Source organism: Janthinobacterium sp. TND4EL3 (assembly GCF_900156175.1).
In the GTDB taxonomy this organism is placed as follows: Bacteria; Pseudomonadota; Gammaproteobacteria; order Burkholderiales; family Burkholderiaceae_D; genus Janthinobacterium.
Window position 1 is genome coordinate 48,061 of the sequence record NZ_FTMV01000022.1, and the last position, 14,036, is coordinate 62,096.

Annotated in this window: 8 protein-coding genes; 6 read left to right on the forward strand and 2 right to left on the reverse strand. The window is 69.0% G+C overall.

What is annotated here, in order from left to right; translation table 11 throughout:
* Positions 1–229: 229 nt before the first annotated feature.
* From BXA07_RS25725 to BXA07_RS25735, 3 genes are read left to right on the forward strand one after another with little or no spacing between them, the layout of a single operon-like run.
* Positions 230–2,266 carry a serine protein kinase gene (locus BXA07_RS25725; RefSeq protein WP_083708543.1) on the forward strand — a complete coding sequence of 679 codons (2,037 nt, stop codon included), beginning with the start codon at positions 230–232 and terminating at the stop codon, positions 2,264–2,266.
* A 2-nt stretch (positions 2,267–2,268) separates the two neighbouring features.
* Positions 2,269–3,507 (forward strand): DUF444 family protein, encoded by a 1,239-nt coding sequence (locus BXA07_RS25730; RefSeq protein ID WP_083708544.1) that lies wholly within the window; start codon positions 2,269–2,271, stop codon positions 3,505–3,507.
* Positions 3,504–5,012, forward strand: coding sequence for a SpoVR family protein (locus tag BXA07_RS25735; RefSeq protein WP_244556409.1), 1,509 nt, complete (start codon positions 3,504–3,506; stop codon positions 5,010–5,012). The genes BXA07_RS25730 and BXA07_RS25735 overlap by 4 nt, the downstream gene beginning before the upstream one ends.
* Positions 5,013–5,379: 367 nt before the next feature.
* Here BXA07_RS25735 and BXA07_RS25740 read toward each other — a convergent pair whose 3' ends face one another.
* Both BXA07_RS25740 and BXA07_RS25745 read right to left on the reverse strand, forming a co-directional pair.
* Positions 5,380–6,513, reverse strand: coding sequence for an SDR family oxidoreductase (locus BXA07_RS25740; protein ID WP_076572195.1), 1,134 nt, complete (start codon positions 6,511–6,513; stop codon positions 5,380–5,382).
* Positions 6,513–7,820 (reverse strand): nucleotide sugar dehydrogenase, encoded by a 1,308-nt coding sequence (locus BXA07_RS25745; RefSeq protein ID WP_076572197.1) that lies wholly within the window; start codon positions 7,818–7,820, stop codon positions 6,513–6,515. The genes BXA07_RS25740 and BXA07_RS25745 overlap by 1 nt, the downstream gene beginning before the upstream one ends.
* Before the next feature lie 219 nt (positions 7,821–8,039).
* Between BXA07_RS25745 and prsT the strand changes: the two genes are divergently transcribed.
* From prsT to BXA07_RS25760, 3 genes are read left to right on the forward strand one after another with little or no spacing between them, the layout of a single operon-like run.
* Positions 8,040–10,823, forward strand: a complete 2,784-nt coding sequence (prsT, locus tag BXA07_RS25750) for an XrtA/PEP-CTERM system TPR-repeat protein PrsT (protein ID WP_076572198.1) — start codon at positions 8,040–8,042, stop codon at positions 10,821–10,823.
* Positions 10,824–10,826: 3 nt separating this feature from the next.
* Entirely contained in the window at positions 10,827–13,268 is a 2,442-nt protein-coding gene (locus BXA07_RS25755; protein WP_076572200.1) for a hypothetical protein, read from the forward strand.
* Positions 13,265–14,035, forward strand: a complete 771-nt coding sequence (locus BXA07_RS25760; RefSeq protein WP_076572202.1) for a S1 family peptidase — start codon at positions 13,265–13,267, stop codon at positions 14,033–14,035. Before BXA07_RS25755 ends, BXA07_RS25760 begins: the two co-directional genes overlap by 4 nt.
* The last annotated feature ends 1 nt before the right edge of the window (position 14,036 follow it).

Here is a 14,036-nt window from a genome sequence, read left to right on the forward strand (position 1 = left end):
GAACGTCCAGTGTGGGCCGGCGGCGCCGGCCGGTATTGATCTGGATTGAAGCGGCGCAGCTGCGGGACGGGCGGCCCGCCCCTGTGCTAACTGCGCCGGAAATAGTTCCCTTTTCAGGCTTGAGCCAGATCAGGCGTGCAACCAGGCTGCGCGCCGTATACTGGATCGGCTGGCTGCGAGCATGGCCTGCACCACGGCAGTGCGCGGCAATGGCAGGAATGGAGAAACGATGACGAGCTCAGGTACGACACGCCTTTCCAGCGACAACGATGCGCCCGCGCCTGCGGCGCAGGCGGACGGGGCCGACCGCCACGACGGCCAGGAACCGGCGGACGACGCGGGCCGGCGCAGCCGCTTCGTGCACGGCCTGGCGGCCTATGCGGCGCAGCATCGCGGCAGCCCCTGGCGCGGCAGCTTTGGCGACTTCCTCGAACACATCCTGCCCACGGGCGCCGCCCTGCTGGCGCGCAGCGCCCACCAGTATCTGTGGGACATGATGCGTGCGAATGGCGACACGGATGGCAGCGGGCGCTTCCGCTGCCGCCTGTTCGACGACGAGCTGTTCGGCATTGACGAGGCAATCGACCGCGTGGCCGCCTACTTCAAGGCGGCCGCCGCCGGCTCCGAGGTGGGCCGGCGCATGCTGCTGTTGCTGGGTCCGCCGTCGGGCGGCAAGTCGACCATGGTGATCCTGCTCAAGCGGGGCCTGGAAGAGTACAGCCACAGCAGCGAAGGCGCGCTGTACGCCATCGCCGGTTGTCCCGTGCACGAATCGCCGCTGCACCTGGTGCCGCACAGCATGCGCGCGGGTTTTCGCGCCAGCTATGGCCTCGACCTGCACGGCGAGCTGTGCCCCCATTGCATGGCGCGCCTGGAAGAACAGTACGCGGGCGACTTCCTGCGCATGCCCGTCGAACGCCTCTATATCTCGGAAGCGGGCCGCTGCGGCATCGGCACGTATGCGCCGCACGACCCCACGACGGCCGACCTGGCCGACCTCGTCGGCTCCGTCGACCTGTCGAAGGTGGCGCAGTACGGCGACGAGGGCGACCCGCGCGCCTGGTCGTGGTCGGGCGCCGTCTACGCGGCCAGCCGGGGCATGCTCGAAATGATCGAAATCCTCAAGGTCAAGCGCGAATTCCTGTACCTGCTGCTGACACTCACCCAGGAAAAGAACGTCAAGGTGTCGCGCTTCCCCCTGATTTACCTCGATGAAACCATCCTCGCGCACACGAATCTGGCGGAATTTCGCAAATTCCTGCAAGAAAGCGAGAACGAGGCCCTGCTCGACCGCATGGTCATCGTGCAAGTGCCCTACACGCTCAATTACCGCGAGGAAGCGCGCATCTACCGCAAGCTGATCCTGTCGGCCGCGCCCGCCTTCCGTGGCGTGCACCTGGACCCGCACGTGCTGCATGCGGCGGCCGTGTTCGCCATCCTCAGCCGCCTGCCCGAGGGCGACGACAAGGAGGCGGAACTGGTCAAGAAGCTGCGCATCTATGCCGATGAAGACGTCGATGACTTGCAGCATGCCGAGGTCAGGCGCATCCGCGAGCGCGACAGGGCGCCCGACGAGGGCCTGGCCGGCGTCTCGCCCCGCTTTGTCATCAACGCCCTGTCGCACGCCATCATCGCCGCCCAGCGCAACAGCCTGACCACCATGGACGTGCTGCTGGCCCTGAAGGACGGCATCGAGAGCGATGCGCGCATCGAACCGCGGCGCAAGCGCAAGTGGATCGACTATCTGGTGCTCACGCGCAAGGACTTCTATAACCGCTGGGTCAAGGCCGACGTGCACAAGGCCCTGTTCGTCTCGTTCGAGCACGAGGCGCAGGACTTGCTGAACAAGTATCTCGATGAAGTCGAGGCCATGCTCGACAACCGGCAGATCCGCGACCCCATCACCAGCGAAGAGCGGCGGCCCGACGAGCGTTTCCTGCGCGCCGTGGAAGAAAAGATCCAGATCAGCGATTCTGGCAAGCAATCATTCCGCCAGGAAGTGGTGCGCAAGGCCATGGGCGCCTTCAAGCGGGGCGAAGCGTTCGGCCTGGGCAGCCACGCTCAGCTCAACGACGCCGTGCAGCAGTATCTGTTCGAGCAGCGGCGCGACGTGCTGCGCCTCGTCAGCTCGGCCAAGCGCCCCGACGACGACGTGCGGGCGAAGATTTCCGCCGTCGAGCAGCGCCTCGTCGACGAATACGGCTACGACGCCCACAGCGCGCGCGAAGCGCTCAACTACGTCACCACCCTGCTGGCCCAGGAGTAGCCATGCCCGCCGCCGCCACGCCAGACAGGGACAGCCGCGACGCCGCGCCGGCGGCGGAGGGCGCAGCGGCCGCGCCGGCCGGGCGCCCCGTGGCCCAGCCCTGGTATGCGCTGTTTTCACGCGGCGCGCGCGACTGGCTGCGCCACAACCAGAAGGTGCGCGCCGCCGTGCAGGCGCACTTGCCCGAGCTCATCGCCGGCCCTGACCTGATCGGCGGACCGCAGCAGCGCACGGTGCAAGTGCCCGTGCGCCTGCTCGAACATGCGCGCTTCCGCCTGGCGCCGGCGCGCAACAGCGTGGGCGCGGGCCAGGGCGAAGGCGAGCCCGGCGATATCCTGCGCGCGGCGCGCCCTGCCGGCGCGGGCGATGGCGAGGCGCAGGGCGAAGGCGGCAATGGCGAGGGCGAGGTGCGCCTGCTGCTCGAATTTGCCGTCGACGACATCCTCGACTGGCTGTGGGACGAGCTCAAACTGCCGCACCTGAAACCGCGCCACCTGAGCGCCATCGACGAGGTGCAGCTGCAGCGCGCCGGCCTGGACCGCCATGGCGCGCGCTCGCGCCTGGACCGGCGGCGCACCGTGAAGGAAGCCATCAAGCGGCGGGCCCTGCAGGCCCGGCCCGTCCCCTTCACCAACGACGACTTGCGCTACCGGCAGGTGCGCCTGCGGCCCCGGCCCAGCGCGAACGCCGTCGTGTTTTTCGTGCTCGACGTGTCGGCCAGCATGGCGCAGGCCGAACGCAAGCTGGCCAAGTCCTTCTTTTTCTTTGCCTTGCAGGGCTTGCGCCGCAGCTATGCCAAGGTGGAAACGCGCTTCATCGCCCATACGACGCGGGCCTGGGAATTTTCCGAAGCCGAGTTTTTCCAGGTCAACGGCATGGGCGGCACCATGGCATCCGGCGCCTTCCGCCTGAGCCTTGAACTGTTGCAACAACACTATGCACCCGGCCGCTACAATGCCTATCTGTTCTATGCGTCCGACGGCGAGAACTTCAGCGAAGACCGCAGCGCCGCCAGCCGGACCCTGGCCGAACTGGCGCCCCTGCTCAATTACATGGGCTATGTGGAAACCGTGCCCGGCACGCCGCACAGCCTGGAAACGGAAATGCACCGCCTGTGGGCCGAGCAGGAACGCCAGGGCTTGCCCTTGCACAGCAGCATACTGGCCAGGCCGGACGACGTGTGGGCCGCCATCCGCACCTTCTTCCGCCACGAAGCGGCCAGCATCGAGGACGCGGCATGAGCGGCCGCCATGCCACGCCCGAACCTGCCACGGGCCGCGCCATGGCGCACGCGGGCGACAGCGCAGCCCTGGCCCGCCATGCGGCCCGCATCGAAGCGCTGGCGCAGGAACTGGGGCTGGTGTTTCCTCGCGTCGATTTCGAGCTGGTGCCCGACAGCTTCATGGCCGAGATCGCCATCTATGGCTTGCCCGTGCGCATGCGCCACTGGTCGTTCGGCGTGCGCTACATCCACCAGCTCGTGCACCAGAAGATGGGCAACTCGCATATCTTCGAAGTCATGTTTCCCGGCGATCCCTGCCACGCCTACATGGCCGAACACAATTCCGTGGCCGAAAACACCCTCGTCACGGCGCATGTGCTGGGCCATGCCGACTTTGCCAGCCGCAACGAACTGTTTTTGCGCTTCGGCGCCATGGCCGGCAAGAACATCCTCGAACAAAGCGCGGCGCGGGCGCGGCGCATCGAGGCGGCCCTGCAGCGCCACGGACAGGACCAGGTCGAAGCCGTGCTCGACGCGGCGCTGGCCCTGGAGCAGCACGTCGACATCCACGCCCCCCTGCACCGCCTGCCTTATCCCGACACGGGCGGCGCGGCCGGGGTTGGCCACGCCGCCAAAGCGGGCGACGCCGGCCCCTTCACGCGGCGCTACCGGCGCCTGCCCGGCGAAGCGGCCGCGCTGGCGGCGCACGAGGCGGTGCGCGAGCGGCTGGCGCAGCGTCCACTGCTGCCGCCCCAGGCCGAATATGATCTATTGTGGTTTATCGCCCGCTACGGGCCGGAACTGGCCGACTGGGAGCGCGACATCTTCCTCGCCGTGCGTGAAGAGTCGTTCTATTTCTATCCCGTGTATGCGTGCCAGATCATGAACGAAGGCTGGGCTTCGTACTGGCATGCGCGGCTGCTGCGCGAAGCGCGTTTCCTGCCGCCGGAACTGTATCTGTCCGCCATCAAGTCCCATTCCGACGTCGTGCGCCCTTATGCGGGAGAACATCAGCTGGCGCTGGCCGTCAATCCCTACCACCTGGGTTTTTGCATGTGGGAACGCATCATCGACAGGCAGGGACTGGCGCGCGCGCGCGAAATCTGCCGCGATGACGACGATTTCAGCTTCATCCGCAACTACCTGGACGCGGAGCTGGCCGACCGCCTCGGCCTGTTCGTGCACGAAAGCCGCCGCGACGGCGAGACCCGCCTTGCCAGCCGCGAGCTGGCGGCCATCCGCGAAGCGATCCTGGCGCCCAAGTACAATTACGGCGCGCCGTGCATTGCCGTCACCCTGCTCAACGACGACGGCAGCCTGGTGCTGCGCCACGACCACCAGCGCGATGGCCGCGGCCTGGACCTGGAACGGGCGCAGCAGGTGCTGGCCTACATCGCCCGCGTGTGGCGCCGGCCCGTCACGCTGCACACGGCCGATTTCCGCGGCACGCCAAAAGTGCTCAGCAGCAAAAAGGACGGCGTGCCGGAACCGCCCGCGCCGACCCCGGCCCCCGTGCCGCGCTGAAAGGCGCCCGCCCCGCCCCACCAACTGGCTGCCGGCTGCATTGCAAGCCGGGCGCGATGCCGTGCCGGCAGCCGGGGCAATGGCTCCAAACTCTGACGCTCTCCGAGAGCTATCCGATGTTATGCGCTGTTGTACGGTGATGGACGATGTCGGGCCATGTCAGAAGGCATTTTTCGAGATTCTCCGCGATTCTCCGAGGTTGACGGCGGGGCCATGGCCGGTCCGGCCGGCGCGTAGCCGGGGCGGCTGGCACTGGCGAACGGCCGGGGCCCCGGGACCCCGCATGCGCAGCGGCGTCCATCCCGGCGTCCGTGCCGCGCCTTTGCTGCCATCCTGGCTGCGCTTGCGCTGGCATCCTCGCTTGCGCCTACGCCGGCGCCGGCGCCTGCGCCACGTACCAGGCGATGGTCTGCCGCAAGCCTTGCGCCAGGTCATGCGTGGGGGCGTAGCCGAGCAGGCGGGACGCCTTGGCGATGTCGGCCTGCGAGTGGCGTACGTCGCCGGCGCGGAAGTCGCCATAGTCGGGCGCCAGCGGCCGGTGGCGGGGACAGGCGGCCAGCAGCATGCGCTGCATGGTCGCGTGCAGCTGCGTCAGGCTGGTGCGGGCGTTCACGGCCACGTTGTAGACCTGGTTGACGGCCGCCGGGTCGGCGCAGGTCGCGGCCAGGATGTTCGCCTGCACGGCGTTCTGCACGTAGCAGAAGTCGCGGCTGGTGGCGCCGTCGCCGTGGATCTGCACGGCCCGCCCGTCGAGCATGGCGGCGATCCAGCGCGGTATCACGGCCGCATACGCGCCCAGCGGGTCCTGGCGCGGGCCGAAGACGTTGAAGTAGCGCAGCCCCACCGTTTCCGTGGCGTAGCAGCGCGCGTAGATTTGCGCGTACAGCTCATTGACGTATTTACTCAGGGCATATGGCGACAGCGGTGCGCCGATGTGCTGCTCCACCTTTGGCAAGGCCGGGTGGTCGCCATACGTGGCGCTGGACGCCGCATACACGAAGCGGCGCACGCCGGCGTCGCGGGCGGCCGCCAGCATGCTGAGAAAGCCGCTGACATTGACGGCATGGCACAGCAGCGGGTCTTCCAGCGAGCGGGCCACGGAGCCGAGGGCGGCCTGGTGCAGCACGTAGTCGACGCCGGCATGCGCTGCGCCGCCGGCAGCACCGCCTGTGGCGGCAGCCCCCGCGCGCGACGGGCCGGCGCCGCACGCGGCCGCGCAAGCCTGCGGATCGCGGATGTCGCCTTCGATGAAGGTGAAGCGCCGCCACGCCGCTTCGCCCACGCTGGCGCGCACCTGTTCAAGATTGTGGCGGTGGCCCGTCATGAAGTTGTCCAGGCCGCGCACTTCCTGGCCCAGTCGCAACAGGATTTCCAGCAGGTGCGAGCCGATGAAGCCGGCCACGCCCGTCACCAGCCAGCGCTGGGGCGTTTGCGCCAGCTGCGCGCAGGCCCGGGCGCAGGCGCTGTCGCCGGCGGCCGGATGCGAGGTATCGGCCGCCATCACAGCCGCCACACGTGCAGGCCGCCGTCCTGCAGCTGGCGGGGGTCGAAATGCGACTTGATGTCGATGAAGCAGCCGTTTTCCACCACCTTGGCCCGGTAGTCGGCCAGCGGGCGGGCCAGCAGGGCCTGGTGCGACACGGCGCTGATGATCGCTTCGGCCTGCGGCAGCTGTTCCCAGCTGTCCAGGGTCAGGCCATATTCCTCCAGCGCTTCGCGCCCGTCGGCGACGGGGTCGTGCACGTGCACCTGCACGCCGTACGATTGCAGTTCGTGGATCATGTCGACCACTTTCGAGTTGCGCAAGTCCGGGCAGTTTTCCTTGAAGGTCAGGCCCAGCACGTTCACGCGCGCGCCTTTGAGCTTGAATCCGGCGCGCACCATTTCCTTGATGGTTTTTTCCGCCACGAACTTGGCCATGCCGTCGTTGATGCGGCGCCCGGCCAGGATCACGTGCGGGTGGTAGCCGAGCATTTCCGCCTTGTGCGTCAAATAATAGGGGTCGACGCCGATGCAGTGGCCGCCCACGAGGCCCGGGCGGAACGGCAGGAAATTCCATTTCGTGCCGGCCGCCTGCAGCACTTCCAGGGTGTCGATGCCGATGCGGTCGAAGATGATGGCCAGTTCGTTCATCAGCGCGATGTTCAGGTCGCGCTGCGTGTTTTCGATGACCTTGGCCGCTTCGGCCACGCGGATGCTCGAGGCCCGGTGCACGCCGGCCTCGACCACGCCTTGGTACAGGCGCGCCACCCGCTCCAGCGTGGCGGCGTCGTCGCCCGAGACCACCTTGCGGATGCTGTGCAGGGTATGGTCCTTGTCGCCGGGGTTGATGCGCTCGGGCGAAAAGCCCACGTGAAAGTCTTCCTTCCAGCGCAGGCCCGAATGCTGTTCCAGCAGCGGGATGCAGATTTCCTCGGTGGCGCCGGGATACACGGTCGATTCGTAGATGACGATGGCGCCGCGCCGCATGTGGCGCCCGACGGCCGCGCTGGCGCCGGCCAGGGCGGAGAAATCGGGATTGTGCGCGCTGTCGACGGGCGTGGGCACGGCCACGACGATGAAGTCGGCCAGCTGCAGCTCGGCCGGATCGCAGCCCACGCTCAGCCATTGCGCCGCCAGCAGCTGCTCCGTGCTCACTTCGCCCGTGGGATCGACGTGGCGCCGGTAGCTTTCCACCTTGCGCGCCGACAAATCAAAACCTATCGTGCGCTGGCGCTTGCCGAACGCCACGGCCAGTTGCAGGCCCACGTAGCCCAGGCCCACCACGGCCACCACCTCGCCACCGCTGATTTCCACCTTGCTGTCCATATGCCTGTGCTCCGAATGGTTGCGGCCGGACTGTCGCCGTCCCGGAAATTCTACGGTCGCAGGCCCGGCCATTCTTGAGCAGGAACAAGAAACACGGAGCGGATGGCGTCTGCCGCGCCATCATTCGGCGGCCTGTTGAGCGCAATCAATGAGCGCACAGGCCATCTTTTTAAAGTAGGCCATGCCCCTTCCTCATGCATGCCGCAACCGGAGACTTCCATGGCCCGATACCTTGCCCGCCCCTTCCCCGCCCTGGCGGCCGCCGCGCTGTGCTGCAGCCTGCTGCTGCCCGTCCTGAGCGGCTGCCACGGCACGCAGAACAGCGACACCCTGCTGGCCGACGCGCAGCAGTACCGCCAGAAGGGCGAGGCGCGCGCCGCCATCATCCAGCTGAAGAACCTGCTGCAGAAGGAACCGGACAATGCGGCGGCGCGCCTGCTGCTGGGCAGCATCTACATCGAGACGGGCGAAGCGTTGTCTGCTGACAAAGAATTGCGCAAGGCGAAGTCGCTGGGCCTGGCGCAACAGCAAGTGATGCCCTTGCTGGGCAAGGCCTGGCTGATGCTGGGCCAGGCCGACAGGATCCTTGCCGAGATCGCCGACGACGCGGCCCTGCCCCCGGCCATGCTGGCCCTGCGCGGCGACGCCCTGCTGGCCCTGGACCGCCGCGACGAGGCGCGCACCTTGTATACGCGCATGCTCGAAGCCCACCCGGACCAGGCGGAAGCGCTGCTGGGGCTGGCGCGCATCGCGGCGCTGGAGCAGCAGACGGCGGCGGCCGAGCTGCTGCTGGCGCAGGCCCTGAAAAGCGCCCCGGCCAGCATCGACGCCCTGCGCCTGCAGGGCGACCTGCAGCGCTTGCAAGGCAAGGACGACGCGGCGCGGCTCAGCTACATGCACATCCTCAAGATCAAGCCGGACAATACCCAGGCCCATATCGACCTCGCCAACCTCGACATCGCGCAAAAACGCTATGCGGAGGCGGCCGCGCAGCTGGCCTCGGCGCGCAGCACGGCGCCCAACAGCCTGGGCGTGCTGCAGGCGCAGGGCTTGCTCGATTTCCGCCAGGGCAAGCCGAAGGCTGCCCTGCAATCGCTGCAGCTGGTGCTCAAGGCGGCGCCCGACCACATGCCGTCCATCCTGCTGGCGGCCGCCGTGCAGCTGTCGCTCGGTTCGCCGCAACTGGCGGAAAGCTATCTGCAGCGCTTCCTGGCCGTATATCCCAAGCACCTGTACGCCATCAAGATGATGGCGTCGATCGAATTGCTGCGCAACCGGACGGACGCCGCCATCGACCTGCTGCAGCCGGCGCTGTCCGCCTTTCCCGACGACGTGGAATTGCTGTCGCTGGCGGGCGAGGCGCACTTGCGCGCGCGCCGCTACGACAAGGCCACGGCCTACTTTGAAAAGGCCAGCACCCTGGCGCCGGATACGGCCAGGCTGCATGCGGCGCTGGGCGTGAGCCGGCTGGGCATGGGCGAGAGCGGCCGCGCCATCAGCGAGCTGGAGCGGGCCAGCACGCTGGGCAAGGGCATGCCGCAGGCGGGCACCATGCTGGTGATGACCTTGCTGCGCAACAAGCAGAACGACAAGGCCCTGGCCACCGTCAAGATGATGGAACAGCAGCAGAAAGGCACGAATCCCCTGCTGCTGAACCTCAAGGGCGGCGTCTACCTGGCCTTGCGCGACTTGCCGGCCGCGCGCGCCAGCTTCGAGCAGGCGCTGGGCATGGACCCCGTCTACCTGCCCGCGCTGAACAACCTGGCGCAGATCGACCTGGCCGAGAAAAAGCCGGGACAGGCGAAACTGCGCTTCGAACGGGCGCTGGCGAAGGCGCCGAAGAATGCCGACCTGTGCGCCGCGCTGGCCAAGCTGGCCGCCTCCCAAGGCAACACGGACGAGGCGCGGCGCTGGCTGGAGCGGGGCCACCGCGACAATCCGGACGCCGTCGCGCCGGCCTTGCTGCTGAGTAATTTCTACCTGAAGACGGGCGCGCCGGACAAGGCGCTGGAACTGGCGCGCACCCTGCAGTCGGGCCACCCGGGCGACGCCGACGCCCTGGCACTGCGGGCGCAGGTGGAATACAGCGCCGGCCAGGCACAGGCGGCGCTCGACAGCTACAGCAAGCTGGCCAGCATACAGACGGCGTCGGCGCCGCTGCAGATGCGCATCGCCAGCCTGCACCTGGCGCTGGGCGACCATGCGGCCACCTTGCAGGCCGTCAAGCGGGCGCAGGCGCTCGACCCCACCCTGCTCGACGCCCGCGTGGTCGAAGTGGCCATGCTGCTGGCCCTGAACCGCCAGCGCGACGCGCTGGCCGTCGCGCGCAAGGTGCAGGAGCAGCAGCCGAAGCTGGCGGCCGGCTACAAGCTCGAGGGCGACGTGCTGATGGAACAGAAACTGCCGCAGGAAGCCGTCAAGCTGTACGAGCGCGCGTTCCAGATCAGCCGCATCGGCGCCCTGCAGGTGCAGCTGTACCGCGCCATGCAGGCGGCCGGCCAGGGGCCGGCGGCGGACGCGCGCATGGCGGCCTGGCTGAAGGACAATCCCGACGACCTGCCCACGCGCAACTACCTGGCCGGCACCAAGCTGGCGGCCAGGCAATACCGCGCCGCCATCGAACAGTTCCAGTACATCGTCGGCAAGGATACGGCCAACGTGGTGGCGCTGAACGACCTGGCCTGGGCCTACCAGCAGGAGCGCGACCCGCGCGCGCAGGCGACGGCCGAGCAGGCGCTCAAGCTGGCGCCGGACAATCCCGCCGTGCTCGACACCCTGGGCTGGATCGTGCTGGAACAGGGCGACGTGAAACGCGCGGCCACCCTGCTGCGCAAGGCGGCGGGGCTGGCGCCGGCGGCGCCGGAAATCCAGTACCACCTGGGCGCGGCCCTGGCGAAGTCGGGCGACAAGCCGGGCGCGCGCCAGCAACTGGAAAAGCTGCTGGCCGCCAACAAGGATTTTCCGCAGCGGGCCGAGGCGCAGGCCTTGCTGACCCGGCTCTAGCCCATGCGCGCGGCCTTGCCCAGCCTGGCGGCGCGGCCGCTGGCCCTGCTCGCGGGCGCGGCCTGCGTGCTGGCCCTGCGCCACTATCCGCTCGAGCACGGCTGGCCCGGCCTGCTGTTCGCCATCGTCCTGCCCGCATATTTCCTGCTGCTGTGCTGGCGCCCCGCCTGCTGGATGTTCTGCCTGCCCGCCCTGCTGCCCGTGCTGGACCTGGCACCGTGGACGGGCTGGTTCTTTCTGGAAGAAATCGACATCGTGCTGCTGCTGACGGTGGCCTGCGGCTACTGGCGCCTGGGCGGCCCGCCCCAGCCGGCGGCGGCGCGCCTGTCGCCGGCCGCCCGGGCCTGCCTGCTGCTGTGCAGCGTGGCCTGGCTGGCGGCGCTGCTGCGCGGCGTGCTGCCGCTGCCGCCAGGCGACCTGAATGCGTGGAATACCTACCTGAGTCCCTACAACAGCCTGCGCCTGGGCAAGGCCTGGGCCTGGAGCATGCTGCTGCTGCCGCTGCTGCTGCGCGACGCCAGCGCCGACGCCTTGCGCCGCCATGCGCTGCCCGGCATGCTGGCGGGCCTGGCCCTCGTGTCGCTGTTTGCCCTGTGGGAACGGGCCGTGTTTCCCGGCCTGCTGAACATGTCCAGCGATTACCGCATCACGGCGCCATTTTCCGCCATGCACACGGGCGGCGCCGCGCTCGACGGCTACCTGGCCCTGAGCCTGCCGTTTGCCGCCCTGTGGCTGGCGCGCGCGCGCAGCGGCTGGCAGGCGGCACTGGCCCTGCTGCTGCTGGGACTGGCACTGCATGCGGCGCTGGCGACATTTTCGCGGGGCCTGTACGCGGCCATCCTGGCGGGGGTGCTGCTGTTCCTGTGGCAGGCACTGGCGGCGGGCCGGCGCGCCAGCCGGCCCCTGCCGCGCCGCCGCGCCCTGCTGGGCCTGCTGCTGGCGGGCCTGGGCGGCGTCCTGCTCTTATATATGTTCAGCCTGGCCGGCTACCGTGGCCTGGCGGCCGCCGTGGTCCTGCTCGCCGCAAGCTTCGTGCTGGCCGCGCAGCCGCTGCCGTGGCGCCTGGCGCCGGCCAGCGTGCTGTGCGCGCTGTGCCTGCAGGCCGTGCTGGCCAGCTGGTGGCCGGCGCCCGCCACGCACCCGGCGGCCGGCTGGCTGAAGGGACCGTACTTCCTGTTCCTGCTGGCGGCCCTGCTGCTGGCGGCCGCGCTGCTGCCCGGCAAAGGACCAGCCAGGCGCAGCGTGGCCATGATGGCGTGGACCCTGCTCGCCTGCAATCTTGTCTGGATAGGCTGGCACTGGGCCGGCAGCCCCGCCCTGCTGCCGGCCGGCCTCGTCGTCCTGCTGGCCATGCTGATGCTGTGCAACCGCAGCTTGCGCCCGCCGCTGTGGCAGCTGGACCGCGCCAGCGTCGGCATCGCGGGCGCGGCCGGCGTGCTGCTGTTGCTGGCCATCCCCGTGTCCGCCAGTTATTACGCCACGGAACGCTTTGCCACCAGCGCGGGCGACTTGCAGGGCCGTGTGCGCCACTGGCGGCAAGTGCTGGCCATGCAGCCGCCCGGCTGGCAGAGCCGGCTGTTCGGCATGGGCCTGGGCAGCTTTCCCGCCACCTATTACTGGCACAATCCACAGCGCGACGTGCCCGCCAGCATCACGTATGCGGTGGAAGGGGGCAAGCCCGGCAACACTTACGTGCGCCTGGCCAGTCCCGGCTACAGCGCCGGCTATGGCGAGCTGCTGCGGCTGCTGCAACGGCTGCCCGTGCAGCCGGACACGCGCTACACGCTGGCGCTGGACGCGCGCCGCGCGGGCGCCATGCCCGTGCTGCTGGTGCGGCTGTGCCAGCGACAATTGCTGTATCCACAAAACTGCGTCAACGCCCCGCTGCGCCTGCGCGCGCCGCCGCCCGGCGCGCCGGCCGCGGCATGGCAGCATTACGCGGTAGAGCTCGACAGCGCGTGGCTGGGCGCGGGCGCCTGGCTGCTGCGCCCGCCCGTGCAGCTGGAACTGGCGGCCAGCGGTGCGGCCGAGTCGGCCGTGATCGACGTCGACAACGTCAGCCTGCGCGCGCCGGGCGGCGAGGAACTGGTGGCCAACGGCCAGTTTACGCAGGCAAACAATGACTGGTTTTTCAGCAGCGACCACCATCACCTGCCGTGGCACATCAAGAACCTGGCCCTGCAGCTGCTGGTGGAAACGGGCTGGTGCGGCGCCCTGTCCACGTTCGCCCTGATCGGCCTGGCGGGCGGACGCGTGCTGCGCCAGGCGCGCCAGGGCCGCGACGGCGCGCTGGCCTGCGCCGCCGCGCTGGCCGGCTTTCTCGTCGTCGGCCTGTTCGACAGCCTGCTCGACGTGCCGCGCATCGCCCTGCTGTGCTACCTGATGCTGCTGTGTACGCTGCTGCAGCCCCTGCCTTCCCCTCCTGCCGAAAGGTCGCCCCCATGAAAACACGGCTGTCTCCGCTACTGTTCTGCCTGGCGCTGTTCGTCGCCGCTGCGCCGTGCCGCGCCGACGATGCGCTGGCGCAAGCGATCGCCAGGGTCAAGCCCTCCGTCGTCGGCGTGGGCAGCCTGCAAAAGCTGCGCACGCCGCCGATGAACTTCATCGGCACGGGCTTCGTCGCGGGCGACGGCCTGAGCGTGCTGACCTGCGCCCACGTGATCCAGAAGCTGCTCGATGCGAAGACCGACGAAGTCATCGGCATCCTCACGGGCCAGGGCGAGGCGGCGCAATTCCGGCCCGCGAAAGTGCTGTCCATCGACACCGAACACGACCTTGCCCTGCTGCGCCTGGCGGGCACGCCGCTGCCGGCCCTGGCGCTGGGCGACGCGGCCAGCGTGCGCGAAGGCCAGGCGATGGCCTTCACGGGCTTCCCGCTGGGCATGCTGCTGGGCCTGCACCACGTGACGCACCGCGCCACCGTGTCTTCGCTCACGCCCGTCGTCATGCCCAGCGAAAATGCGCAGCGCCTCGACACGCGGCGCCTGGCGCAGCTGCAAAAGGCGCCGTACATGGTGTTCCAGCTGGACGCGACGGCGTATCCGGGCAGCAGCGGCAGCCCCCTGTTCGATCCCGAGACCGGTCTCGTCTACGGCATCGTCAACATGGTCTGGGTCAAGGGCCTGAAGGAAACGGCCATCAGCGCCCCCAGCGGCATCACCTACGCGATCCCGGGCAACCACATGCAGGCGATCTTATTGAAAAACAAATGAG

Coding starts and splice junctions, on each gene's coding strand:
- BXA07_RS25725 (WP_083708543.1), top strand. CDS start 230: ATGACGAGCTCAGGTACGACACGCCTTTCCAGCGACAACGATGCGCCC.
- BXA07_RS25730 (WP_083708544.1), top strand. CDS start 2,269: ATGCCCGCCGCCGCCACGCCAGACAGGGACAGCCGCGACGCCGCGCCG.
- BXA07_RS25735 (WP_244556409.1), top strand. CDS start 3,504: ATGAGCGGCCGCCATGCCACGCCCGAACCTGCCACGGGCCGCGCCATG.
- BXA07_RS25740 (WP_076572195.1), bottom strand. CDS start 6,513: ATGGCGGCCGATACCTCGCATCCGGCCGCCGGCGACAGCGCCTGCGCC.
- BXA07_RS25745 (WP_076572197.1), bottom strand. CDS start 7,820: ATGGACAGCAAGGTGGAAATCAGCGGTGGCGAGGTGGTGGCCGTGGTG.
- prsT (WP_076572198.1), top strand. CDS start 8,040: ATGGCCCGATACCTTGCCCGCCCCTTCCCCGCCCTGGCGGCCGCCGCG.
- BXA07_RS25755 (WP_076572200.1), top strand. CDS start 10,827: ATGCGCGCGGCCTTGCCCAGCCTGGCGGCGCGGCCGCTGGCCCTGCTC.
- BXA07_RS25760 (WP_076572202.1), top strand. CDS start 13,265: ATGAAAACACGGCTGTCTCCGCTACTGTTCTGCCTGGCGCTGTTCGTC.